Genomic DNA, 21,460 nt, shown 5'->3' on the forward strand with positions numbered 1-21,460 from the left:
GGCGCTCAGCCCGGCTGCCGCAGCACCTTGACCATCGCCGCGAGCCGCTCGTTCGCATAGCCGGCCGCGAGCGCGCGGTCGAACCAGCCCATCAGGAAATCGGGAAAGCCCGTGTCGAGCCGCGCCTCGCGCGCCTGCCGCACGAACAGCCGGCCCGAGCCCGCGCAAGTCGCCATCGAGCTCTCGGGTTCGCCATAGCTCCGGTCGTGGATGCTCTCGCCCTCGGCGCGGATCATCTCGCCGAGCACGGGCGAGATGGTGCCGATCATTTGCGCGAAGTCCCGCACCGGCAGCTGTTCCGATTCGAAGATGCGCACGCCGTGGAAGAAGCCGGTCATCGCGCCGAACATGCACGAGAGCGTGGCCAGGTCCCAGGCGGCGGCGTTGCCGATCGGCTCGCCCAGGTAGGCGATGTGGCCCGCGATGGCCTCGAGCACCGGCCGGCAGGCCGCGAGCGCGCGCTCCTCGCCGGAGATGAACAGCGGCGTGTCGGGCCGGCCGATCTGCGAGGGCGTGGCGAGCAGCGCGCCGTCGAGGTAGGCCACGCCGTCGAGCCGCGCCCAGTCGTCGCGCGCATCCTGCGGCGTGCCGGTGCTCAGCTGCACCAGCACCTTGCCGCGCAGCGCCTCGGCCACGCCCGGCTGCGCGAGGATCGCGCGCCAGGCCGCGTAGTCCGCCACGCAGACCAGCACGATGGGGCTGGCGGCGACGGCCGCGCGTGCATCGGCGGCGAGCACGCTGCCCTGGCCGAGCAGCGCTTCGGCGCGGCTCGGCGTGCGGTTCCACAGCGTGAGCGTGTGGCCACGCTGCAGGGCGCGCGCGAGCGCGATGCCCATCGGGCCGAGGCCGATGAGGGAGACGTCGGTAGGGGTCATGGTTGCTTCCTGCATGGATCGGGGATGCATTCAGTCGTGCGCCGGGCTGAGGTTCTGGCCCAGGCCGCCGTCGACCGTGAGCCGCGCGCCGGTGGTGAAGGTGGCGTCGAAGGCCAGGAACAGCACCGCGCGCGCCACTTCCTCGGCGCTGCCGTGGCGCCGCATCGGCGTGATCTGGTCGCCCAGGCGCACGAACTCCGCGCGCTCGGCGGGCGTGGCATCGGCCACGCCGAGCGTGGGCGTGTCGATGAAGCCCGGGCTCACCACGTTGACGCGGATGCCGCGTCCGACCAGCTCGGCAGCGAAGCCCGAGGCGAAGGAGCGCAGCGCGGCCTTGGTCGCGCTGTAGACGCCCATGCCGTGCATGCCGCCCTCGTCGGCGATCGACGAGGTGAAGACGATGGATGCGCCGGGCTTCATCAGCGGCGCGAGCTTCTGCACAGTGAAGAAGGCGCCCTTGGTGTTGATCGCGAAGGCGCGGTCGTAGCCGGCCTCGGTGACCTGCTCGAAGGGCTCGAGCGTGGCGATGCCGGCGTTGATGTGCAGCAGGTCGACGTGGCCCAGCGTCTCGTGCGCGGTGGCCGCGAGTGCATCGATGTCGGCCAGCGAGGCGGCGTCGCTCGCCAGCACCTGCGCCTGCGGGCCGAGCGCGTGCCGCGCGGCCTCGAGGTTCTTCGGATTGCGCCCGGTCAGGATCACGCGGGCGCCGCCCGCGAGCAGCGCCTGGGCCGTGGCCAGGCCCATGCCGATGGTGCCGCCGGTGATGACGGCGGTTTTGCCGCGGTAGCGGGTGTTGCTGTCTTGGTGGAGAGAGGTGTTCATGGCCGCGATGATTCCGCGCGCATCGCGCGCGGTCGCGCACGATCGGGCAGCCCCGAGCACGAACGGACGACGGCGCGCGGCCGATAATGGCCCGATGAGCGACACCGACCTGCGCATCGAACTGCGGCAGACGCCCGCCGGCATCGTCGGCTACGAGCCGCTGCCCGAGCACCGCATCAAGCTCCACGTGGGCGCGCCGGTGGCCGGCGCCTGCCAGTTCCACCGCTTCCTCTACACGCGCGGCGACCTCGACATCGTGCCCGCAGGCGTGAGCGACGTGTGGCACGAGGAGGCCGCGAGCACCTCGCTGATGCTGCGCGTGTCGACCGCGCTGCTGCGCCGCACCGCCGACGAGATGGGATTGCCCGCCGAGTGCGCCACGCTCGCGCAGCGCCACCAGTTCCGCGATGCCCACATCGAGCACATCGCCTGGGCCCTCGACGCCGAACGCCGCGCGGGCTTTCCCAACGGCACCCTGTATGCCGACAGCCTCGGCACCGCGCTCGCCGTGCACCTGCTGAGCGGCCAGCGCCGCCCCGAGCCCGTGCCCGCGCGCGGCCTCACGCGGCCGCAGCTGCGCCGCGTGACCGAGCACATCGAGGCCCACCTCGACGGCGACCTTTCGCTGTCCTCGCTGGCCGACGTGGCGGGCCTCAGCGCCTCGCACCTCAAGACCCTGTTCAAGCGCTCGACCGGCCTGCCGGTGCACGAGTACGTGGTGCACCGCCGCGTCGACCGCGCGCGCGGCCTGCTGCTGCGCAGCGACCTGCCCGCGAGCCAGGTGGCGCTGGAGAGCGGCTTCTCGCACCAGAGCCACATGGCGCGCTGCATGCGGCGCGTGCTCGGCGTGACGCCGGGCGAGGTGCGGCGCGCCGGCTAGGCGTCGTCCAACGGGGCGTTTTTCGTCTCGTTGCTTTCCAGCAGCACGGAAGACAGCGCGAGGATCTTGGTCTGGGGCGCGTCGCGCAACCAGACCAGCCTCGTCTTGGCACGGCCGAACTTCGCTGGCAGCGGATGGACGCTGAGCCGGTCGCGCTCGGCGTAGCTGTCGAGCACGCTGTGCGGAATCAGCGCGATGCCCATGCCGACCGCGACGCAGCCCAGGATCAGGTGGTAGGAGCCCGCCTCCACGATCCGGCCCGGCGTGACGCGGCCGCGCAGGAACCAGTCCTCGAGCCGCTTGCGGTGCGGGCAGCCGGGGTGGAAGGCGAGGATCGTCTTCGACGACAGGTCCTTCGGCGATGCGATGCTGCCGTGCTTTGCTTCGGCGACGATCACCAGTTCCTCGTCATAGATCGCGAGGGTTTCCAGCCTGCGGTCCGGGATCGGATCGGTGATGAGGGCGGCGTCGAGGTCCGCACGGAGGACCTGCTTGATCAGCTCGCGCGGATCGCCCGAATAGAGTTCGAGGGCCACGTCCGGATAGCGATCGTGGAAGCGCCCCAGCGGCTCCGGCAGGCGGGCAGCGGCCGTGCTTTCCATCGCGCCCAGGCGCAGCACGCCGCTCGGGCGATCGGACTGGATCGCCTGGACCGCTTCCTTCGCGAGGTCGAGCATGCGGTCCGCGTAGCCGACCAGTATCTTGCCCGCGGGCGAAAGCTGGAGGCGGCGCCCTTCGCGCAGGAACAGCTGCACGCCGAGTTTTTCTTCGAGCACCTGGATGCGCGCGGTCACGCTCGACTGTGCGCGGTGAAGGGTTTCCGCCGCCCGCACCACCCCACCGGTGCGGACCACGGTCCTGAAAATCTGCAGATCCGAGAACTCCATACATCGCCTTCCCTGAACGGTTCGTTCTCTATTTGTCGTTTTCTTGCGAGCGCCATTCTCTTTAGAGTTCTCTGCAACTTCAACAAGGCACGGGCCTGAACCAGGCACCAGGGAGCGTCATGAAAATGGGAGTCGTGGAAGAGGCCGGTGCGCCGGCGGCGCGCCGATCGCTGGTCATCGGCGTGTTCTGCGGCCTCGCGGTGGCGCTGATCTGGTCGAGCTGGTCGGTCGCCACGCGGTTCGCCGTGACCACCAGCCTCGGGCCGCACGACGTGACCTTCCTGCGCTTCGGCGTCTCGGCGCTTTTCCTGTGGCCGGTGCTCGCCCGCAAGGGGTTGGGCGTTGCGCAGATCGGCATGGTTCGCCTGTCGATCATGGTCCTCGGCGCGGGCGTGCCCTTCATGCTGCTGGGTTCGGTGGGCATGCAGTTCGCACCGGCCTCGCATGTCGCCACGCTCATGATCGGAACGATGCCGATCTGGGTGGCGGTGCTGTCGGGCCTGCTGTTCGGCGAGCGATTCACACGGCGGCAACTGGGCGGGATGGCCGTCGTCGTCGCCGGTGTGTTGTGCATCGGCGGCTATGCACTGCTGGCCGATCGCGCCGCGGGAGAGTGGCGAGGAGACCTGCTGTTCCTGCTCGCGGGCCTTTGCTTCGCGAGTTTCACCGTCGCGCAGCGCCGTTCGGGCATCAGCCCCTGGCACGCGACGGCGCTCGTCAATGTGTGCTCCGCCGTGCTGTTCACGCCGATCTACTTCTTCGGGTTCACACCGAAGCTCTTCACGGCCCCGTTATCGGCCGTGGGTTTCCAGGTGGTCGCGCAAGGGATCCTGGTCGCGATCCTCGGGATGTATTTCTACACGGAGGCCGTGCGTCGATTGGGGGCGCCCAGGGCCGCCATCTTCGGTGCGCTCGCGCCCGCGCTGGCCGTGCTGATCGGCGCGCTGTTCCTCGGGGAAGTGCCGGCCTGGCTCACGTTGGCGGGAATCGGTCTCGTGATGAGCGGTGTCGCTCTGGTGGTGACGGGCGCGGCGCGTCGCTAGCGAAGGCTGTTGTCGAAACCGCCGAAAAAGATGTCCGGCGCGCTCGTGTTGTGCTTCGACGGCAGGCTGCGGCCGAAGCGGAACTGCGTGCCCTCGAGCGTCTTCACCTCGGGCAGCGGCGTCGCGACCGGCGGCGCATCGGGCGTGGCCTGCCAGCGCACCTCGCTGACGTCGGCGTTGTCGGGCGTCACGTACATCGAGCGCAGCACCGCGAAGGGCCGTGCCTCGCGCGTGGGGGCCGAGAAGCGCACGTCGAGCGCGGTGCGTTCGCGGCTGATCTCCTCGACGTTGGCGACGGCGCTGCCGCCGCGCGCGAAGCGCAGGTGGATCGACAGCGGCTTCGGCACGATGCGGATCGAGGCGATGTCGACCACCGGCCGGCCGGCCTGCTCGACCGGGCCGAGCAGGAACGAGGAGCCGTAGACGCCGTCGCCGAAGCGCGCCTCGGGCAGGGGCTTGATGCGCCAGTAGCCGTCGGAGGGATAGAGCACCAGCGCCTCGAGCGCCTTGCCGTTTTCCTTGCGGAACACCTGCAGCAGGTGGAAGCCGCGGTCGCTGACGGTGCCTACGCGCACCGGCACGCGCTGCGGCCGCCAGAAGCTCGCGAGCGTCATGCCGACGATGCGCCACTGCGCGTTGTCGAGCAGCACCACGGTGCGCGGCTCGAAGCGGTGCGCGGGGTCGGTGGGATGCTCGCCGCCGTCGAAGTTGCAGCCCGAGAAGTCGGGCGCGGTGACGTCGTTGCCGATGCTGTCGAGGTAGGACGGCTGCAGTGCCTCGATGCGCAGCCGCCGGATGCCTTCGCCGCGCAGCACCAGCGAGACGTTGTCTTCCTCGGCGCAGGCGGTGGGCGTGGTGCCGTTCTCGACCGCGGCGCGCAACGGGGCCGCGCTGGCGGCGGCGCCGACCAGCACCGAGGCCGCGAGGGCGGCGGCGAGGAGGGCGGCGGTGCGGAAGCGGCGGCGAAGAGGCATCGGGTCTCCAGGCAAGAGGAAGAGGGGAAACAACGGCAACAGGCAACGGACGCCGAAGCTTAGAGGATGGCGCAGCGCCGGCCGGCGCCATGTCGGAGGGCACCGCGCGGGCGCGGCGGCCTCACTCGCGGCGCGCGAGCAGGTCGGTGAACAGGCGGTGCTCGCACTCGGGATCGGAGCACTTGTCGCAGGACCAGGTCCAGCCTTCGCTCGCCGTGGCGGCACCGCGATCGGGCGCTACGGCATCGCGTCCGCCGTCACGCGACAGGCCGCCGCGGTCGGCCACGCTCTGGATCGCGCGCCAGGCGCTGGCCAGCCGTTCGCTGCCGCTGCCATGCACCACGGTGTAAGCCACGCCCGCGCTGGCGAGCGCGCGGCGCACCATCGCGTCGACCGGCTCGCGCACGTGCGGGCCATCGCGCATCTCGTCGGCCACCCAGGGCAGGTCGAGCGCGGTCAGCAGGGTGATCGCGCAGCGCTGCTGGGCCGCGAGCGCATCGGGGTAGAGCGTGGTGTCGGCGAACAGCAGCTCGCTGTAGACGGCGGTCATGACGGCCGTGGTGTCGGCCACCGCCACGCCGAGCGCGGCCGCGGCATCGATGCGGCGGGTCTGCTCCTCGGCGATGGCCTGCTGCTCGTCGGCACGCGGCGTGCGGCCTTCGCGCTCGCACCATTCGCGCAGGTACTCGCCGACGAAGGTGGCGTGGATGCCGCGCTCGTTCATGCGCTGCACGAGGGCGCGCGCGAGCTCGGTCTTGCCGGTGCTCTCGGCGCCGAGCAGCGCGACGATGCAGCCGGTGGGCAGCACGGGCGTCATGCGGCGGCCGCCCTCGGCAGCCGCTGGCGCCAGGCCAGGTAGCCGGCCACGCTGAGCGCCGCGAACACGGCGTACAGCCCGACCGTGAGCCACAGGCCCTTGTGGACGAAGAGGCCGATGCTGACCAGGTTGACGGCCAGCCACACGACCCAGTTCTCGATGAACTTGCGCCCGAGCAGGAACTGCCCGACCAGGCTCAGGCCGGTGGCGAAGCCGTCCCACCAGGGCACGTCGGTGTCGGTGAAGCGGCGCAGGAAGAGGGCGACCGCGGGCCAGGCCAGCGCGCAGGCCAGCAGCGCGAGCGCGAGGCCGCGGCGCGAGAGACGGCTCACGCGCAGCGCCGAGCCGTCGGCCCGGTGGCCGCGCAGCCATTGCAGCCAGCCCCAGAAGGCGACGACCGCGAAGAAGACCTGCAGCGAGGCGTCGCCATAGATCTTCGCCTGCGCGAACACGCCCACGTAGAGCAGCGAGCTGACGATCGCCAGCGGCCAGCCCCAGTGGATCTCGCGCATGTTGCAGCCGACCATGGCCAATGCCAGCACGGCGGCCACGCATTCGAGCCAGGTGACGGGAGAGCCCCAGAGCGCGAAGGCGGGGGCGGAGAGGAGTTCGGGCATCGGCTGGGCGGCGTGCACGGCGCGCCGAGGGCTCGGCGAGAGCGGCCCGCGTGGATCAGTGGGCGATCTGGACGAAGACCTCGTTGGGCTTGACCATGCCCAGCTCCTGGCGGGCACGTTCCTCGACCATCTCGAGGCCGTCCTTGAGGTCGTTGACCTCGGAGGCCAACCGCTCGTTGGTGATGGCGGCCTTCGCGTTCGACTCCTTCTGCGAGGCCAGCTTGGCCTGCAGCTGTGCCACGTCGCGCACGCTGCCGCGCCCGTTCCACAGCTGCCACTGGAGGATGGCCAGCAGCACGAGCAGAACGATGGGAGGAATGAATCGCGCGCGCATGGTCCGCGGACTTTACCCGCGCTCCCCGCACGGCCCGCCAGGGACGGCGCATCGCCGATCCGCGAAATGCGGAAAAAGCGGCAATGCGCGCGGCTCTTCGGGCCGGGGAGGGGGCATCACTTGAGGTTGTAGAACGCGCCGCGGCCCGGGTAGACGGCGATGTCGCCGAGGTCTTCCTCGATGCGCAGCAGCTGGTTGTACTTGGCGATGCGGTCCGAACGCGAGAGCGAGCCGGTCTTGATCTGGCCGGCGTTGGTGCCCACGGCGATGTCGGCGATGGTGCTGTCCTCGGTTTCGCCCGAGCGGTGCGAGATCACGGCGGTGTAGCCGGCGCGCTTGGCCATCTCGATCGCGGCGAAGGTCTCGGTCAGGGTGCCGATCTGGTTGATCTTGATCAGGATCGAGTTGGCGATGCCCTTCTCGATGCCTTCCTGCAGGATCTTGGTGTTGGTGACGAACAGGTCGTCGCCCACCAGCTGCACGCGCTTGCCCAGGCGTTCGGTCAGGTGCTTCCAGCCGTCCCAGTCGCCTTCGTGCATGCCGTCCTCGATGCTGATGATCGGGTACTTGTCGACCCAGGTCGCCAGCATGTCGGTCCAGTTCTCGGCCGACAGCGAGAGGTTCTCGCCAGCCAGCACGTACTTGCCGTCCTTGTAGAACTCGCTCGCGGCGCAGTCCAGGCCCAGCGCGATCTGCTCGCCGGCCACGTAGCCGGCCTTGTCGATGGCTTCGAGGATCAGCTGGATCGCCGCTTCATGGCTCTCGACGCTCGGCGCGAAACCGCCTTCGTCGCCCACGGCGGTGCTGATGCCGCGGTCGCCCAGGATCTTCTTGAGCGCATGGAACACCTCGGCGCCGTAGCGCACGGCTTCGCGGAAGCTCGGTGCGCCCACGGGGATGATCATGAACTCCTGCAGGTCCAGGCTGTTGTTGGCGTGCGCGCCGCCGTTGATGACGTTCATCATCGGCACCGGCATCTGCATGCCGCCCATGCCGCCGAAGTAGCGGTACAGCGGCAGGCCCGATTCCTCGGCGGCCGCGCGGGCCACGGCCATCGACACGGCCAGCGTGGCGTTGGCGCCCAGGCGGCCCTTGTTGTCGGTGCCGTCGAGGTCGATCATCGTGCGGTCGAGGAAGGCCTGTTCGCTGGCATCGAGGCCGAGCACGGCTTCGGAGATCTCGGTGTTGATGTTCTCCACCGCCTTGAGCACGCCCTTGCCGAGGTAGCGCTTCTTGTCGCCGTCGCGCAACTCGATGGCTTCGCGCGAACCGGTGGATGCGCCCGAGGGCACGGCCGCGCGGCCCATGGTGCCCGATTCGAGCAGCACGTCGCACTCGACGGTGGGATTGCCGCGGCTGTCGAGGATCTCGCGGCCGACGATGTCAACGATTGCACTCATCTTCTTTTCTTTCTCCAGTAAAAACGGATCACAGACCTTCGACGACGATCATGCGCATGATCGCGGCGCCCTGGCGCGACTCGCGCGCCTTGCCGTATTCGGGCGAACTGTTGAACTGCTTCGCGGCCTCGACGCTCGGGAACTTGAGGATCACGATGCGCTGCGGCGCCCAGTCACCCTCGAGCACCTCGACCTTGCCGCCACGCACGCAGACCTCGGCGCCATGCGCCTGCATGGCGGCGGTCGACCACTTCTTGTACTCCTCGTACTGGGTCGGGTTCGTGACTTCGACGTTGGCGATGATGTAGGCGCTGGTCACGCAACCGCCTTCAGCGTCTTGCCCGCATTGCCGGCGCCCTGGCCCTTGTGGTCGAGCGCGGCCTTAATGAAGGCGTTGAACAGCGGATGGCCGCTCCACGGCGTCGACTTGAACTCGGGGTGGAACTGCACGCCCATGAACCACGGGTGCACGTCCTGCGGCAGCTCGACGATCTCGGTGAGCTGCTCGCGCTGCGTGAGCGCGGAGATCACGAGGCCGGCCCTGCGCAGCTGGTCGAGGTAGTTGACGTTGGCTTCGTAGCGGTGGCGATGGCGCTCGGTGACCACGTCGCCGTAGATGCTGTGGGCCAGCGTGCCGTCGGTCACGTCGGAACTCTGCGCGCCCAGGCGCATGGTGCCGCCGAGGTCGGACTTCTCGTTGCGCACCTTGATCGTGCCGTCGGCGTCCTTCCACTCGGTGATCAGCGCGATCACGGGGCAGGAGGTCTCGGGGTCGAACTCGGTGCTGTTGGCATCGGGCAGGCCGGCGACGTGGCGCGCGTACTCGATGGTGGCGACCTGCATGCCCAGGCAGATGCCGAGGTAGGGCACCTTGCCTTCGCGCGCGAAGCGGGCCGCGAGGATCTTGCCCTCGACGCCGCGCTGGCCGAAGCCGCCGGGCACGAGGATGGCGTCGTACTTGGCCAGGCGCGAGACGTCCTGCGCGGTGATGGTCTCGGAGTCGACGTAGTCGATCTTCACGCGTGCATGGTTCTTCATGCCGGCGTGGCGCAGCGCCTCGTTGAGCGACTTGTAGCTGTCCGACAGGTCGACGTACTTGCCGACCATGGCGATCGCCACTTCCTGCTGCGGATGCTCGACCTCGTAGACCAGTTCGTCCCAGCGCGAGAGCTTGGCCGGCGGCGTGTTGATGCGCAGCTTGTCGCAGATCAGGCCGTCGAGGCCCTGCTCGTGCAGCATGCGCGGCACCTTGTAGATGGTGTCCACGTCCCACATCGAGATCACGCCCCATTCGGGCACGTTCGAGAACAGCGAGATCTTGGCGCGCTCGTCGTCGGGGATCGGGCGGTCGGCGCGGCACAGCAGGGCGTCGGCCTGAATGCCGATCTCGCGCAGCTTCTGCGCCGTGTGCTGCGTGGGCTTGGTCTTGAGCTCGCCGGCGGCGGCGATCCAGGGCACGTAGCTCAGGTGCACGAAGGCCGAGTTGTTCGGGCCCATGCGCAGGCTCATCTGGCGCACGGCCTCGAGGAAGGGCAGCGACTCGATGTCGCCCACGGTGCCGCCGATCTCGACGATGGCCACGTCGACCTCGTGCGCGGTGCCGATGCCGGCGCCGCGCTTGACGTATTCCTGGATCTCGTTGGTGATGTGCGGGATCACCTGCACCGTCTTGCCGAGGTAGTCGCCGCGGCGTTCCTTCTCGAGCACGGTCTTGTAGATCTGGCCGGTCGTGAAGTTGTTGGCCTTGCGCATGCGCGTCGTGATGAAGCGCTCGTAGTGGCCGAGGTCGAGGTCGGTTTCCGCACCGTCGTCGGTGACGAACACCTCGCCGTGCTGGAACGGCGACATCGTGCCGGGGTCGACGTTGATGTAGGGATCGAGCTTGATGAGGGTGACTTTGAGGCCGCGCGATTCGAGGATCGCGGCCAGCGAGGCGGAGGCGATTCCCTTGCCGAGGGAAGACACCACACCACCGGTGACGAAGACAAATTTGGTCATGCCAGTTCCGGACGCGAGGACCGGGCAGTGGGAAATTGAGATTATAGGTGTGCCCCCGGCGACACCCGGCGCGGGTGGACACTGTTACCTCGCCCGGCGCGGGACATCGGGGCCGCCGCGAACGACCGTTCGCCCCAGGGCGCGGCGGGGATGCGCGGGTCATTACACTCCGCCCCACCATGCAAGACCTCGCCGGCAAACACATCGTTCTGGGACTCACGGGCGGCATCGCCTGCTACAAATCGGCCGAGCTGTGCCGGCTGTTCGTGAAGGCGGGGGCCACGGTCCAGGTCGTCATGACCGAATCGGCCGAGCAGTTCATGACGCCGGTCACGATGCAGGCGCTGTCGGGCCGCCTCGTCTACACCTCGCAGTGGGACGCGCGCGAGCCCAACAACATGCCGCACATCAACCTGAGCCGCGAGGCCGACGCGATCGTGCTCGCGCCCTGCAGCGCCGACTTCATCGCGCGCCTGGTGCAGGGCCGCTCCGACGAGCTGCTGAGCCTGCTGTGCTTGGCGCGGCCGCGCGACCGCGTGCCGCTGCTTCTCGCGCCCGCCATGAACCGCGAGATGTGGATGCATCCCGCGACCCAGCGCAACCTGGCGCAGGTGGCGGCCGACGGCGCCACCGTGCTCGGCGTGGGCAACGGCTGGCAGGCCTGCGGCGAGACCGGCGACGGCCGCATGCTCGAGCCGGCCCAGCTGCTGGAAGACATCACCGCCTTCTTCCATCCCAAGCTGCTCGCGGGCCAGCACCTGCTGGTGACGGCCGGACCGACCTTCGAGGCGCTCGACCCGATCCGCGGCATCACCAACCACTCGTCGGGCAAGATGGGTTTCGCCATCGCCCGCGCCGCGCGCGAAGCCGGCGCCGAGGTCACGCTGGTGGCCGGGCCGGTGCACCTGCCGACGCCGCGCGGCGTCACCCGTATCGACGTGCGCTCGGCGCAGGAGATGCTCGCGGCGACCGTCGGTGCATCCTCGCGTGCTAGCGTTTTCGTAGCAACGGCGGCGGTCGCCGACTGGCGCCCCGCGACCCAGAGCGACCAGAAGATCAAGAAGGACGGCAGCGGCAAGACGCCGGTGCTCGAGTTCGTCGAGAACCCCGACATCCTGCTGACCGTGGCGCGCAGCGAGCGCGCGCAGGCGAAGAAGCTGTTCTGCGTGGGCTTCGCGGCCGAGAGCGAGAACCTCGTCGCGCATGCCAAGGCCAAGCGCGAGCGCAAGGGCATCCCCTTGCTGGTGGGCAATATCGGCCCGCTGACCTTCGGCCAGGACGACAATGCGCTGCTGCTCGTGGACGCCGATGGCGTGCGCGAACTGCCTCGCGCACCCAAGCTCACGCTGGCGCGCGAGCTCATGACGGAGATCGCGGCGCGACTGCCCGACTGGAGGGTCTGATGAAGGCTGAATGGAACACCCCGCCCAATGGCGACTTCGTGCGCTATGTCGAGGGGCTGACGGCCCAGGCCGCGAGGAACCTCGGGCGCGGCCAGACGGACGTGACCGGCGAACACGGGCTCGACGTCGGCATGACGCCGAGCGCGGGACCGGGCGCGGTGGTGCCGCCGGCGCAGGCCCGCGCGCGCGCCGCGGCCACCAATGCCGCCAAGTCCGAATCCGCGCAGGGCGGGCCCTTCGGCGCGCTCACCAAGCCCGTGCTCGGCGCGGCCGGCGTGGCTTTCGTGATCCTGTGGTCGGTCGGCGTGCCGATCTACGTGCTGGTGGTGCTGGCCGGCCTGGCCTTCTGGTTCGCCGGCAAGCTCAAGACGCTGGCCTTCCCGGGCGCGGCCAAGTGGCAGCAGGTGCTCGAGCAGGCGAACCGCCGCGAGACAGAATCTCAACAAGGAAAAGCAAGCAAGTGAAAGTCGACGTCCGCATCCTCGATCCCCGCATGGTGGAGCAGTTGCCCACCTACGCCACACCCGGCAGCGCGGGGCTCGATCTCAGGGCCTGCATCGATGCGCCCGTCACGCTGGAGCCCAATGCCTGGCAACTGGTGGGCACCGGCATCGCGATCCATCTCGGCGACCCGGCCTATGCGGCGATGATCCTGCCGCGCTCGGGCCTGGGCCACAAGCACGGCATCGTGCTGGGCAACCTGGTCGGACTGATCGACAGCGACTACCAGGGCGAACTCAAGATCAGCGCCTGGAACCGCAGCGACACGCCCTTCGTGCTGCAGCCGATGGAGCGGCTCGCGCAGCTGGTCATCGTGCCGGTGGTGCAGGCGAAGTTCCATGTCGTCACCGAGTTCGCGCCCACGCAGCGCGGCGAGGGCGGCTACGGTTCAACCGGCAAGCACTGACCGGCAGCTGACTGCAGCGATGCGCAACCGCGCGCAACGGCGCGTATCGCGGCGGTAAAGAAAGGAACCTCGGAAGCGGGGCGGGGCTCACAGGTTTCAGCTTGTGTCCTTGCGTCATCGCCGTGGCCACTGCGGCGTTGAACACACAGGCGGGTGCGCCGCTCCATCGCGTGGCGCACCGTTCTTTCCGAGGAGCCTTTCAACATGAAGATCTCAATGCGCTTCGTTTCCGTCACCGCATCCGTGCTGGCCCTGGCCACGCTCACCGCCTGCGTGGCACCCGCACCGGTCTACCAGACCTCCCGCTATCCCTACCAGCCGCCGCCGCAGGCCGTGCCCTACCGCGAGGCCGCCTACGTCGAGTACGGCCACGTGGCGAACATCGAGGTGCTGCGCAGCGAGACCGCCGGCACCGGTACCACCGGTGGCGGTGCCGTGGCCGGCGGCGTCATCGGCGGCGTGGTGGGCAACCAGTTCGGCCGTGGCAACGGCCGTGCGGCGGCCACCGCGCTCGGCGTGATCGGCGGCGCGCTGCTGGGCAACACCATCGAGGCGCAGCAGAACGGTCCGCGTGCCTACGAGAGCTATCGCATCTCGGTGCAGACCGACCGCGGCGGTTACCGTGCCTTCGACGTGCAGCACCCGGGCGACCTGCGCATCGGCGACCGCGTGCGCATCGACAACGGCCAGCTCTCGCGCATGTAGGTCGGCATCGGCGTCACGTCGCGCCAGCCAAGGAAAAGCCGGGCACTGCCCGGCTTTGTCGTTGATGCGCCGAGGGACTCAGTGCAGCGTGTCGTTGCCCGGCGAGACCGGCTGCACCTTGAAGAAGGCCGTGCCCGCGGTGCCGCGGCCGATCTCTTCCTCGGTGGCTTCGCGCACCGAGCGCACGAGGATGTCGAGCCGGATCGCGATGCCCGCCAGCGGATGGTTGCCGTCGAGCACGAGGTGCTCGGGGTAGATCTCGGACACCGTGTACATCGCATCCTTCGGGATGTTCTCGCTCACGCCCGCGGGCAGCGCGCTGCCCTCGAAGCTCATGCCTTCCTCGGTGCCCTCGGGGAACAGGGCGCGCGGCTCGAGGAAGAGCAACTGGTCGTTGAAGTCGCCGAAGCCTTGTTCGGGCTCGACCTGCAGCTGGATGCGGTCGCCAGGCTCATGGCCCTGCAGGGCTGCCTCGATCACGTCGAACAGATCGTCGCCACCGATCAGGAATTCGACCGGTTCGTCGAGCACGTCCAGCACATCGCCGAGCGTGTCTTTCAGGGTCCAGGTCAGGCCGACCACGCATTGTTCAGAGATTTCCATTGCAGAATTCTCCCATGGAGATCACAACACCGCTGCCCCTGCTGGGCGGCCTGAGCGCCGCGCAGTTCATGCGGCGGCACTGGCAGAAGAAACCGCTGCTGGTGCGACAGGCGGTACCCGACATGGTGCCACCCATCGACCGTTCCGCGCTGTTCGCGCTGGCCGAACGCGAGGAGGTCGAATCCCGGCTGATCCGCCATGGCAAGACCGGCTGGAGCCTGAAGCACGGCCCGCTGCCGCGCCGTTCGCTGCCCTCGCTGAAGCAGGCCGCCTGGACCCTGCTGGTGCAGGGCGTGGACCTGCACCACGAGGGCATCCATGCGCTGCTGCGGCAGTTCAGCTTCCTGCCCGACGCGCGGCTCGACGACCTGATGATCAGCTACGCGAGCGACGGCGGCGGCGTGGGCGCGCATTTCGACAGCTACGACGTGTTCCTGCTGCAGGCGCAGGGCCGGCGCCGCTGGTCCATCGGCAAGCAGGGCGACCTGCGGCTGCAGCCCGACGTGCCGCTCAAGATCCTCGAGCGCTTCGAGCCCGAGCAGAGCTTCGTGCTCGAGCCCGGCGACATGCTCTACCTGCCGCCGCGCTATGCGCACGACGGCGTGGCGGTCGGCGGCGACTGCATGACCTTCTCGATCGGGCTGCGTTCGCCGTCCGCGGGCGAGCTCGGTGCCGACCTGCTGGCGCGCATCGCGCAGGCCCATGCCGACGAACTCGAGGACGCGGGTCCGTCCGCCGCCGTGCGCTACCGCGACCCCGCGCAGCCCGCGGTCGAGGCGCCCGGTGCCATGCCCGCCGCGCTGCAGGCCTTCGCGCGCAAGGCGGTCGAGATGGCGCTGCGCGACCCCGACGCGATCGACCGCGCGCTCGGCGAATCGCTGACCGAGCTCAAGGCCAGCACCTGGTTCGACGAAGGCGGGGAGGCGCCCGATGCGCTGCGCGCGGTGCGGCTGGACCGCCGCACGCGCATGCTCTACGACGCGCGCCATCTCTACATCAACGGCGAGAGCTTCCGCGCGGGCGGGGCCGATGCCACGCTGATGCGGCGCCTCGCCGACCGGCGCGCGCTCGGGCCGCGCGAGCTCGCGAAGGCCAGCGACGATGCGCTGTCGCTGCTGGCCGAATGGTGCGAGGCGGGCTGGCTGCATGCCGAGTGACACCGCGTTGCCGTCGTCGCTGCCCGAGGGCCGCTTCGATGGCCGCGAGGACTTCGACCGCCTGCTGCGCACCGCGCTCGCGTCTGCCGCGCAGCAGGGCTGGAAGGAACTGATCTTCAGCGACCCCGACTTCGCCGACTGGCCGCTGGGCGAGCGCGCGAGCATCGAGGCGCTGCAGGCCTGGTCGGCCAGCGGCCGCAGGCTGGTGCTGCTGGCCGAGCGCTTCGATGGCGTGGAGCGCCGGCATGCGCGCTTCGTCGGCTGGCGCCGCAGCTGGGACCACATCGTCGAATGCCGCGCGTTGCGCGTGTCGCCGGCACAGGCTGGCAGCGGGGTGCCGAGCGCGCTGTGGACACCGTCGTGGTTCCTCCATCGCATCGACGTCGAGCGCGGCCGCGGTCTCGCCAGTGCCGATGCGCGCACGCGCAGCGCGCTGCGCGAATCGATCGAGGAATGCTGGCGCCAGGCCCGGCCCGCCTTTCCCGCGAGCACGCTGGGCTTGTAAGCCAATGCCGCGAATCCCGCGGCCAGACATAAGAGCGACAGCATGCGGGTCTAGAATTTTTTTCGTCCCTCAAGACCTTCATTGCCAAAGGAGCCTTTTCATGAAGAAGACAACGTCCGTCCTGCTCGCCTCGCTGCTCGCCGCTTCCGCCCTGGTGGCTTGCGGCAAGAAGGAGGATGCGGCGCCCGCCGTGACCACGCCGCCGCCCGCGCCCGTGACCGAGCCCGCACCGGCCCCCGCGCCCGCACCTGCCGCATCGGCGCCGTCGATGGGCGCCTCGGCACCATCGGCCGCCGCATCGTCGGCACTCGATGCGGCCAATGCCGCGACCGAAGCCGCGAAGAAGGGCGAAGCGCCGAGCAAGTAAGCCGTCGCCGCACACGAAGCAAAGCCGCCTCCAGGGCGGCTTTCTTCATGGGGCTTTCAATCGCCTTTCAATCGGCTGCCGATCGCGCGGCACGCGCTCTCAGACGTCGAGCCAGGGCGAGCCTTCGGCCGCGCTCGCGGTGAGCATCTCGGCCTCGTTGCCGCCGAGTGCCTGCGCCATCAGCTGGCGCACGATCTCGGGCCGGTTGTTCTGCTCGCTCAGGTGCGCCGCGACCACGTGGCGCAGCCCGTCGTGTAGCACCGCGCGCGCGATCTCCGCGGCGGCCTGGTTCGAGAGGTGGCCGTAGTTGCCGCCCACGCGCATCTTCAGGAACGGCGGATAGGCCGAGTTGGCCAGCAGCTCGCTGTCGTGGTTGAACTCCAGCAGCAGCGAATGCGCGCCGCTCAGGCGCGCGAGCACGTGGGCGGTGGCATGGCCGAGATCGGTCAGCACGCCGAGCGTGCGGTTGCCGTCGGTGCAGCGCAGCTGCAGCGGCTCGCGCGCATCGTGCGGCACGGTGAAGGGATGCACCGAGAGCTCGCCGACCGCAAAATCCTCGTCGTCGCGCGCGATGTGCAGCTGCCCTTCGAAGTCGCGCCCGCCCGTGGCCAGCCAGGTGCCTTCGCTCATCCAGACGGGAATGCGGTTGCGCCGCGAGAGGGTGTGGGCGCAGCCGATGTGATCGCCGTGTTCGTGCGTGACGAAGATGGCATCGATGTCGCTCGCGGCGAGCCCGGCGCGGGCCAGCCGCTGATCGAGCTGGCGGATGCCGAAGCCGCAGTCGATCAGGAGCCGGGAGGTGCGGCCGCCGCTGGTCGCCTCGACCAGCGCGGCATTGCCCGTGCTGCCGCTGCCGAGGCTTCGGAAGCGGAGCATGGGACTTACTTCAGGTCGTCGGCGATGACCTTGACGATGCGCTCGGCATTGGCCGAGGTCTCGGGCGCGCCGGCTTCGTTCTGCACCGACACCGTGCTGCTCTCGCCCTGGCTCTTGATCAGGATGCGGAACTTGAGCGGCGACTCGGTCTTGCTCGAGCTGAACAGCTTGCCGAAGAAGCCGGGCTCCTTCTTGTCGGGGTTCGGCGGCACGTAGCGCACGAAGTAGACACCGGCGCTGCGGTCGCGGTCTTCCACCGTGAAGCCGGTGCGGTCGAGCGCGAGGCCGACGCGGCGCCATGCGCGGTCGAAGCCGTCGCTGAGCTGCACGATCGGCTGGCCGCCGACGTTGGCCACGCGCGCGGTCTGCACCGGTGCCGCGGCGGCGGTGGCCGCGACCTGCTTGGCCTGCTCCTGCGAGACGCCGAGCTTGACCATCAGGCGGCGCAGGAATTCGGCTTCGAGCTCGGGGTCGGACGGACGCGGCTGCCAGACGGTCTGGTCCTGGCGCGTGTTGGTGTAGACCTCCTGCATGCCGCGGTGGCTGATGTAGATCTCGGTGCCGTTCGCCGTGCGCTCCATGCGGGTGCGGAAGCGGTCGAGTTCGCCGGTGGAGTAGATCGAGTCGACCAGCTTGCCCAGCGTGCCGCGGATGATGTCCTGCGGCAGCTTGGCGCGGTTCTCGGCCCAGTCGGTTTCCATGATGCCGAGGTTGCGCTGCTCGGTGGTCAGCAGGAAGCCGCTTTCCTGCCAGAAGTCCTTGACCGGCTCCCAGAGCTGGTCGGGCGAGCGGTTGACGACCAGCCAGCGCTGCGTGCCGGTGCGTTCCAGGCGCACGTCGCCGAGGTTCGAGACGGCGGTGGGCACGCCCGGCGCGTTGGCGACGCCGGTCTGGTAGGCATTGGCGGTCACGGCACCGCCGGGGATGTTGTAGCGGTTGTCACGCGAGAGCTGCGACAGGTCGGGCGGCACTTCGAGCGTCGGGGCCTTGCCGGCGCTCTTGTAGTCGATCTTGTCGCTCTCGAGAACGGAGCAGGCGGCGAGGCTGGCGACGAGGGCCAGGAGTGCGAATCGCGAGAGGTACTTCAACGTCGTCTTCCTTGTTGGAATGGTTCGGTCAATCGATGGGCCGCTGTGCCCGCCCGTTCTGAGCTCGGTTCAGGCAAAAGGTTGCTTAACCTCGGACGCGGCAGGGTAAAAGAAGATCGTGGAGGGAATGTGGAGGTGGCGAGGGCGCGGTGGCGCGCATCAGTCCTTGAGCAGCCCGGTCGCGCGCAGCGCGGCCTCGACCGCTGGACGGCTGGCCTCGGAGAGCTCGGTCAGCGGCAGCCGCAGCGCACCGCCGCAGAGGCCGAGGCGGGACATGGCCCACTTGAGCGGAATCGGATTGGGTTCGACGAACAGGTTGCGGTGCAGCGGCATCAGTTCGAACTGGATCTGCATCGCGCGCTTCACGTCGCCCGCGAGCGCGGCCACGCACAGCTCGTGCATCTTGCGCGGCGCCACGTTGGCCGTGACGCTGATGTTGCCCTTGCCGCCGCACAGCATGAGCGCCACGGCGGTCGGGTCGTCGCCCGAGTAGACGGCGAAGCGCTCGGGCAGGTCGCGGATCAGCCACTGGGCGCGTTCGATGTTGCCGGTGGCTTCCTTGATGCCGATGATGCCGGGCACCTGGGCCAGGCGCAGCACGGTGTCGTGCGCCATATCGGCGACGGTGCGGCCGGGCACGTTGTACAGCACGGTGGGCAGGTCGCCCACGGCTTCGGCGATGGCCTTGAAATGCTGGTACTGGCCCTCTTGCGTGGGCTTGTTGTAGTAGGGGACGACCTGGAGCTGGGAATTGGCGCCCACGCCCTTGGCGAACTTGGCGAGCTCGATCGCTTCCTTGGTCGAGTTGGCGCCGCAGCCGGCCATGACGGGCACGCGGCCCCGGGCCTGTTCGACCGACACGCGGATGATTTCGCAGTGCTCTTCCACGTCGACCGTGGGCGATTCGCCGGTGGTGCCGACGACGCCGAGGCAGTCGGTGCCTTCGTCGATGTGCCAGTCGATCAGCCGGCGCAGCGCGGGATAGTCAACGCTGCCGTCGTCGTGCATCGGCGTGGCCAGCGCGACGATGCTGCCTGTGAGTTGCTCCAAGGGGGAATCTCTTTGTCGTGGACGAAAGCACGCATTCTAATAGCGCACCCCCTGCCCGCCACCCGGGCGGCCCCGGGTCCCGAGGGGGTGGTCAGGCGGCCTTCAGCGGATGGCGCGCCGGCAGGTCCGCCGCGGCGGCGGGCGCCCGGACCGCCGCGATGCGCTGCACGAAGCGCGCCGGCTCGCTCAGGAAGCCGTCCTCGTAGGCCACCACGCGCAGCCCGTCGCAGGCGGCCAGCAGTTCGCCCGGGCGCAGCAGGAAGTCGGGCCGCGAGGGCTTGCCCACGCTCTCGTTGCCCGCCGCGAAGGTCTCGTAGAGCAGCACGCCGCCGGGCGCGACGGCCGCGACGATGTCGGGCAGCCGCGCCCGCCACAGGTAGTTGGTGACGACGACCGCGCCGAAGCCCCGGCCGGCGAAGGGCCAGGGGCCGTCCTCGATGTCGGCGGTGACGACCGCGCCGAAGGCGGCTGCCGCGGCGGTGGCCTCGGGCGAGCGGTCGACGCCCGTGACCGGGTGCCCGCGCTGCGCGAACCAGTACATGTGGCGCCCGGCGCCGCAGGCCACGTCGAGCACGGTGGCGCCCGGCGCGAGCAGGTGGCTCCAGCGCACGATCCATTCCGAGGGCGCAGACAGGCCGTGGACCGGGGAAGGGGGATTGGTTACATCTTTCATGGCGCCTTGCGCCCGCGGGGCGCGCGATCGGTCAGAAGCACGACCAGATCTGGTCGACCAGCATCACCGCGAATTCGGGGTGGGTGTAGAGGCTGAACACGCCCGCCAGCGCCAGCGCCGCGGCGGCGAACCAGCCGGTGCGCGCGAGCCGTTGGCGCGAGAGGGGTGTCATGGCCGCCATTGTGAGCCCGGCATCAGCCCGCGTATCAGCCCGCGTGCGCGGCGGGCCGGCCCACCGGGCGCGCGATCGCGCTCTCGCGCACCGGCAGGTTGACCAGCGCCGCGAACACGCCGAGCGCGATCGCGAGATACCAGACCACGTCGTAGCTGCCCGTGGTGTCGTAGAGGTAGCCGCCGAGCCAGACGCCGAGGAAGGAGCCGACCTGGTGGCTCAGGAACACGAAGCCGCTGAGCATCGAGAGGTGGGCCACGCCGAAGATGCCCGCCACGATCGCGTTGGTGGCCGGCACCGTCGAGAGCCAGAGGAAGCCCATCGCGGCCGAGAACAGATAGACGCTCAGCGGCGAGGTCGGCACCACGAGGAACAGCGCGATCGACACCGCCCGCGCGAAGTAGATCGCGGCCAGGATCTTGCGCTTGGCGAGCTTCTGGCCCAGCAGCCCCACCGTGTAGGTGCCGAACACGTTGAACAGGCCGATCAGCGCCAGCGCGTAGCCGGCCACGTCGGCCGGCAGGCTCTTGTCGCGCAGGTAGGTCGGCATGTGGATGCCGATGAACGCGAGCTGGAAGCCGCAGACGAAATAGCCGGCCATCAGCAGGCCGAAGCTCGGATAGCGGAAGGCCTCGCCCACGGCCTGCAGCACCGACTGCTCGCGCTGCGCGGCCGCCGCTTCGCGCCGCGGCTCGCGCAGGCCGAAGGCCAGCGGCACGATCACCAGCACCAGCACGGCGACCACCGCCAGCGCGGTCTGCCAGCCGAACTGGCCGATCAGCCGGCCCTCGACCGGCGCCATCAGGAACTGGCCGAAGGAGCCGGCCGCGGCCGCCACGCCCATCGCCCACGAGCGCCGCTCGGCCGGGATCTGCCGCCCGATCACGCCGTAGATCACCGCGTAGGTGGTGCCGGCCTGGGCCGCGCCGATCAGCAGGCCGGCGCTCAAGGTGAACAGCAGCGGCGTCGGCGAATGCGCCATGCCCAGCAGGCCCAGCGCATAGAACACCGCGCCGCCGATCAGCACCCGGAACGCGCCGAAGCGGTCGGCCAGCATGCCCGCGAACACCCCGAAGATGCCCCACGAGAGGTTCTGTATCGCCAGCGCGAACGAGAAGGTCTGCCGGCTCCAGTCCTGCGCCTGCGTGATCGGCTGCAGCCAGAGCCCGAAGCCATGGCGGATGCCCATCGAGAGCGTGACGATCATGGCGCCGCAGAACAGCACCTGCCTGATCGAGAGGGAGGGAGTGGAAGGCGATTGCATGCGGCGACTGTAGCCAAGAGCCGGCTTTGGCATGCGCGCCGTC

The 21,460-nt window shown here is 69.6% G+C and carries 26 protein-coding genes; 9 read left to right on the forward strand and 17 right to left on the reverse strand.

Translation table 11 applies throughout. The features are described from left to right. Positions 1-5 precede the first annotated feature (5 nt). Both BM109_RS37250 and BM109_RS37255 read right to left on the reverse strand, forming a co-directional pair. Positions 6-875, reverse strand: coding sequence for an NAD(P)-dependent oxidoreductase (locus BM109_RS37250; protein ID WP_093354614.1), 870 nt, complete (start codon positions 873-875; stop codon positions 6-8). Positions 876-905: 30 nt separating this feature from the next. Next, positions 906-1,697 (reverse strand): SDR family oxidoreductase, encoded by a 792-nt coding sequence (locus BM109_RS37255; RefSeq protein WP_093354617.1) that lies wholly within the window; start codon positions 1,695-1,697, stop codon positions 906-908. Between the two features lie 94 nt (positions 1,698-1,791). On the opposite strand from BM109_RS37255, the gene BM109_RS37260 reads away from it, so the two are divergent. Then, positions 1,792-2,577 carry an AraC family transcriptional regulator gene (locus BM109_RS37260; protein WP_256223034.1) on the forward strand — a complete coding sequence of 262 codons (786 nt, stop codon included), beginning with the start codon at positions 1,792-1,794 and terminating at the stop codon, positions 2,575-2,577. On the opposite strand, the gene BM109_RS37265 is transcribed toward BM109_RS37260, so the two are convergent. After that, positions 2,574-3,464 carry a LysR family transcriptional regulator gene (locus BM109_RS37265; protein ID WP_093354619.1) on the reverse strand — a complete coding sequence of 297 codons (891 nt, stop codon included), beginning with the start codon at positions 3,462-3,464 and terminating at the stop codon, positions 2,574-2,576. The genes BM109_RS37260 and BM109_RS37265 overlap by 4 nt on opposite strands. 119 nt (positions 3,465-3,583) lie before the next feature. Here BM109_RS37265 and BM109_RS37270 point away from each other — a divergent pair, with 119 nt between their 5' ends. Then, positions 3,584-4,507 (forward strand): DMT family transporter, encoded by a 924-nt coding sequence (locus tag BM109_RS37270; protein WP_256223035.1) that lies wholly within the window; start codon positions 3,584-3,586, stop codon positions 4,505-4,507. On the opposite strand, the gene BM109_RS37275 is transcribed toward BM109_RS37270, so the two are convergent. The 7 genes from BM109_RS37275 to BM109_RS37305 form a co-directional block, all read right to left on the reverse strand. Beyond that, on the reverse strand, positions 4,504-5,481 hold the full coding sequence (locus BM109_RS37275; RefSeq protein WP_093354624.1) for a hypothetical protein: 978 nt from the start codon (positions 5,479-5,481) through the stop codon (positions 4,504-4,506). The two genes, BM109_RS37270 and BM109_RS37275, sit on opposite strands and share 4 nt — an antisense overlap. A 121-nt stretch (positions 5,482-5,602) precedes the next feature. After that, on the reverse strand, positions 5,603-6,298 hold the full coding sequence (locus BM109_RS37280; protein ID WP_093354626.1) for an AAA family ATPase: 696 nt from the start codon (positions 6,296-6,298) through the stop codon (positions 5,603-5,605). Next, positions 6,295-6,915 (reverse strand): nicotinamide riboside transporter PnuC, encoded by a 621-nt coding sequence (gene pnuC / locus BM109_RS37285; protein WP_093354629.1) that lies wholly within the window; start codon positions 6,913-6,915, stop codon positions 6,295-6,297. The genes BM109_RS37280 and pnuC overlap by 4 nt, the downstream gene beginning before the upstream one ends. Before the next feature lie 55 nt (positions 6,916-6,970). After that, entirely contained in the window at positions 6,971-7,249 is a 279-nt protein-coding gene (gene ftsB / locus BM109_RS37290; RefSeq protein ID WP_093354631.1) for a cell division protein FtsB, read from the reverse strand. A 116-nt stretch (positions 7,250-7,365) separates the two neighbouring features. After that, complete coding sequence (gene eno, locus BM109_RS37295; RefSeq protein ID WP_093354635.1) at positions 7,366-8,649, reverse strand: phosphopyruvate hydratase; 1,284 nt, start codon at positions 8,647-8,649, stop codon at positions 7,366-7,368. A gap of 28 nt (positions 8,650-8,677) precedes the next feature. Further along, positions 8,678-8,968, reverse strand: coding sequence for a DUF1330 domain-containing protein (locus BM109_RS37300; protein ID WP_093354637.1), 291 nt, complete (start codon positions 8,966-8,968; stop codon positions 8,678-8,680). After that, positions 8,965-10,647, reverse strand: coding sequence for a CTP synthase (locus tag BM109_RS37305; RefSeq protein WP_093354640.1), 1,683 nt, complete (start codon positions 10,645-10,647; stop codon positions 8,965-8,967). Before BM109_RS37305 ends, BM109_RS37300 begins: the two co-directional genes overlap by 4 nt. A 179-nt stretch (positions 10,648-10,826) precedes the next feature. Between BM109_RS37305 and coaBC the strand changes: the two genes are divergently transcribed. The 4 genes from coaBC to BM109_RS37325 all read left to right on the forward strand — a co-directional run bounded on the left by coaBC (position 10,827) and on the right by BM109_RS37325 (position 13,662). After that, positions 10,827-12,050, forward strand: a complete 1,224-nt coding sequence (gene coaBC, locus BM109_RS37310) for a bifunctional phosphopantothenoylcysteine decarboxylase/phosphopantothenate--cysteine ligase CoaBC (RefSeq protein ID WP_093354643.1) — start codon at positions 10,827-10,829, stop codon at positions 12,048-12,050. Further along, positions 12,050-12,514 (forward strand): hypothetical protein, encoded by a 465-nt coding sequence (locus BM109_RS37315; protein ID WP_093354645.1) that lies wholly within the window; start codon positions 12,050-12,052, stop codon positions 12,512-12,514. The genes coaBC and BM109_RS37315 overlap by 1 nt, the downstream gene beginning before the upstream one ends. Continuing rightward, the gene (dut, locus tag BM109_RS37320) at positions 12,511-12,957 is read left to right on the forward strand and encodes a dUTP diphosphatase (RefSeq protein WP_057595939.1); all 447 of its coding nucleotides are present in this window, start codon (positions 12,511-12,513) and stop codon (positions 12,955-12,957) included. Before BM109_RS37315 ends, dut begins: the two co-directional genes overlap by 4 nt. Before the next feature lie 204 nt (positions 12,958-13,161). Beyond that, entirely contained in the window at positions 13,162-13,662 is a 501-nt protein-coding gene (locus BM109_RS37325) for an outer membrane lipoprotein (RefSeq protein WP_057595940.1), read from the forward strand. 78 nt (positions 13,663-13,740) lie between these two features. Here the strand turns inward: BM109_RS37325 and BM109_RS37330 are convergent, their stop codons facing one another. Beyond that, positions 13,741-14,265, reverse strand: a complete 525-nt coding sequence (locus tag BM109_RS37330; RefSeq protein ID WP_093354648.1) for an FKBP-type peptidyl-prolyl cis-trans isomerase — start codon at positions 14,263-14,265, stop codon at positions 13,741-13,743. 14 nt (positions 14,266-14,279) lie between these two features. Between BM109_RS37330 and BM109_RS37335 the strand changes: the two genes are divergently transcribed. The 3 genes from BM109_RS37335 (at position 14,280) to BM109_RS37345 (ending at position 16,294) form a co-directional block, all read left to right on the forward strand. Next, positions 14,280-15,422: a cupin domain-containing protein gene (locus tag BM109_RS37335; protein WP_093354650.1), complete on the forward strand. Its 1,143-nt coding sequence runs from the start codon at positions 14,280-14,282 to the stop codon at positions 15,420-15,422. Next, entirely contained in the window at positions 15,412-15,927 is a 516-nt protein-coding gene (locus BM109_RS37340; RefSeq protein ID WP_093354653.1) for a hypothetical protein, read from the forward strand. Before BM109_RS37335 ends, BM109_RS37340 begins: the two co-directional genes overlap by 11 nt. Positions 15,928-16,027: 100 nt before the next feature. After that, entirely contained in the window at positions 16,028-16,294 is a 267-nt protein-coding gene (locus BM109_RS37345) for a hypothetical protein (RefSeq protein WP_093354655.1), read from the forward strand. A gap of 99 nt (positions 16,295-16,393) precedes the next feature. Here BM109_RS37345 and BM109_RS37350 read toward each other — a convergent pair whose 3' ends face one another. The 6 genes from BM109_RS37350 to BM109_RS37370 form a co-directional block, all read right to left on the reverse strand. Next, positions 16,394-17,170: an MBL fold metallo-hydrolase gene (locus BM109_RS37350; RefSeq protein WP_093354658.1), complete on the reverse strand. Its 777-nt coding sequence runs from the start codon at positions 17,168-17,170 to the stop codon at positions 16,394-16,396. Positions 17,171-17,175: 5 nt separating this feature from the next. After that, positions 17,176-18,258 (reverse strand): outer membrane protein assembly factor BamC, encoded by a 1,083-nt coding sequence (bamC, locus tag BM109_RS37355; RefSeq protein ID WP_093354660.1) that lies wholly within the window; start codon positions 18,256-18,258, stop codon positions 17,176-17,178. 159 nt (positions 18,259-18,417) lie between these two features. Then, positions 18,418-19,308: a 4-hydroxy-tetrahydrodipicolinate synthase gene (gene dapA, locus BM109_RS37360; protein ID WP_082322177.1), complete on the reverse strand. Its 891-nt coding sequence runs from the start codon at positions 19,306-19,308 to the stop codon at positions 18,418-18,420. A gap of 91 nt (positions 19,309-19,399) precedes the next feature. Next, positions 19,400-19,981 carry a class I SAM-dependent methyltransferase gene (locus BM109_RS37365; RefSeq protein ID WP_093354663.1) on the reverse strand — a complete coding sequence of 194 codons (582 nt, stop codon included), beginning with the start codon at positions 19,979-19,981 and terminating at the stop codon, positions 19,400-19,402. A gap of 31 nt (positions 19,982-20,012) precedes the next feature. Further along, a complete protein-coding gene (locus BM109_RS41410; protein ID WP_172705632.1) occupies positions 20,013-20,153 on the reverse strand; it encodes a hypothetical protein in 141 nt (46 codons plus the stop codon). Between the two features lie 34 nt (positions 20,154-20,187). Beyond that, positions 20,188-21,417 (reverse strand): MFS transporter, encoded by a 1,230-nt coding sequence (locus tag BM109_RS37370; protein WP_093354665.1) that lies wholly within the window; start codon positions 21,415-21,417, stop codon positions 20,188-20,190. Positions 21,418-21,460: the final 43 nt, after the last annotated feature.

The sequence above is a fragment of the Variovorax sp. PDC80 genome (assembly GCF_900115375.1).
In the GTDB taxonomy this organism is placed as follows: domain Bacteria; phylum Pseudomonadota; class Gammaproteobacteria; order Burkholderiales; family Burkholderiaceae_C; genus Variovorax.

Coding starts and splice junctions, on each gene's coding strand:
- eno (WP_093354635.1), bottom strand. CDS start 8,649: ATGAGTGCAATCGTTGACATCGTCGGCCGCGAGATCCTCGACAGCCGC.
- BM109_RS37260 (WP_256223034.1), top strand. CDS start 1,792: ATGAGCGACACCGACCTGCGCATCGAACTGCGGCAGACGCCCGCCGGC.
- BM109_RS37350 (WP_093354658.1), bottom strand. CDS start 17,170: ATGCTCCGCTTCCGAAGCCTCGGCAGCGGCAGCACGGGCAATGCCGCG.
- pnuC (WP_093354629.1), bottom strand. CDS start 6,915: ATGCCCGAACTCCTCTCCGCCCCCGCCTTCGCGCTCTGGGGCTCTCCC.
- BM109_RS37280 (WP_093354626.1), bottom strand. CDS start 6,298: ATGACGCCCGTGCTGCCCACCGGCTGCATCGTCGCGCTGCTCGGCGCC.
- BM109_RS37255 (WP_093354617.1), bottom strand. CDS start 1,697: ATGAACACCTCTCTCCACCAAGACAGCAACACCCGCTACCGCGGCAAA.
- BM109_RS37345 (WP_093354655.1), top strand. CDS start 16,028: ATGAAGAAGACAACGTCCGTCCTGCTCGCCTCGCTGCTCGCCGCTTCC.
- BM109_RS37365 (WP_093354663.1), bottom strand. CDS start 19,981: ATGAAAGATGTAACCAATCCCCCTTCCCCGGTCCACGGCCTGTCTGCG.
- BM109_RS37315 (WP_093354645.1), top strand. CDS start 12,050: ATGAAGGCTGAATGGAACACCCCGCCCAATGGCGACTTCGTGCGCTAT.
- BM109_RS37370 (WP_093354665.1), bottom strand. CDS start 21,417: ATGCAATCGCCTTCCACTCCCTCCCTCTCGATCAGGCAGGTGCTGTTC.
- BM109_RS41410 (WP_172705632.1), bottom strand. CDS start 20,153: ATGACACCCCTCTCGCGCCAACGGCTCGCGCGCACCGGCTGGTTCGCC.
- BM109_RS37325 (WP_057595940.1), top strand. CDS start 13,162: ATGAAGATCTCAATGCGCTTCGTTTCCGTCACCGCATCCGTGCTGGCC.
- BM109_RS37340 (WP_093354653.1), top strand. CDS start 15,412: ATGCCGAGTGACACCGCGTTGCCGTCGTCGCTGCCCGAGGGCCGCTTC.
- ftsB (WP_093354631.1), bottom strand. CDS start 7,249: ATGCGCGCGCGATTCATTCCTCCCATCGTTCTGCTCGTGCTGCTGGCC.
- BM109_RS37270 (WP_256223035.1), top strand. CDS start 3,584: ATGAAAATGGGAGTCGTGGAAGAGGCCGGTGCGCCGGCGGCGCGCCGA.
- BM109_RS37335 (WP_093354650.1), top strand. CDS start 14,280: ATGGAGATCACAACACCGCTGCCCCTGCTGGGCGGCCTGAGCGCCGCG.
- coaBC (WP_093354643.1), top strand. CDS start 10,827: ATGCAAGACCTCGCCGGCAAACACATCGTTCTGGGACTCACGGGCGGC.
- BM109_RS37265 (WP_093354619.1), bottom strand. CDS start 3,464: ATGGAGTTCTCGGATCTGCAGATTTTCAGGACCGTGGTCCGCACCGGT.
- BM109_RS37330 (WP_093354648.1), bottom strand. CDS start 14,265: ATGGAAATCTCTGAACAATGCGTGGTCGGCCTGACCTGGACCCTGAAA.
- BM109_RS37250 (WP_093354614.1), bottom strand. CDS start 875: ATGACCCCTACCGACGTCTCCCTCATCGGCCTCGGCCCGATGGGCATC.
- BM109_RS37275 (WP_093354624.1), bottom strand. CDS start 5,481: ATGCCTCTTCGCCGCCGCTTCCGCACCGCCGCCCTCCTCGCCGCCGCC.
- BM109_RS37305 (WP_093354640.1), bottom strand. CDS start 10,647: ATGACCAAATTTGTCTTCGTCACCGGTGGTGTGGTGTCTTCCCTCGGC.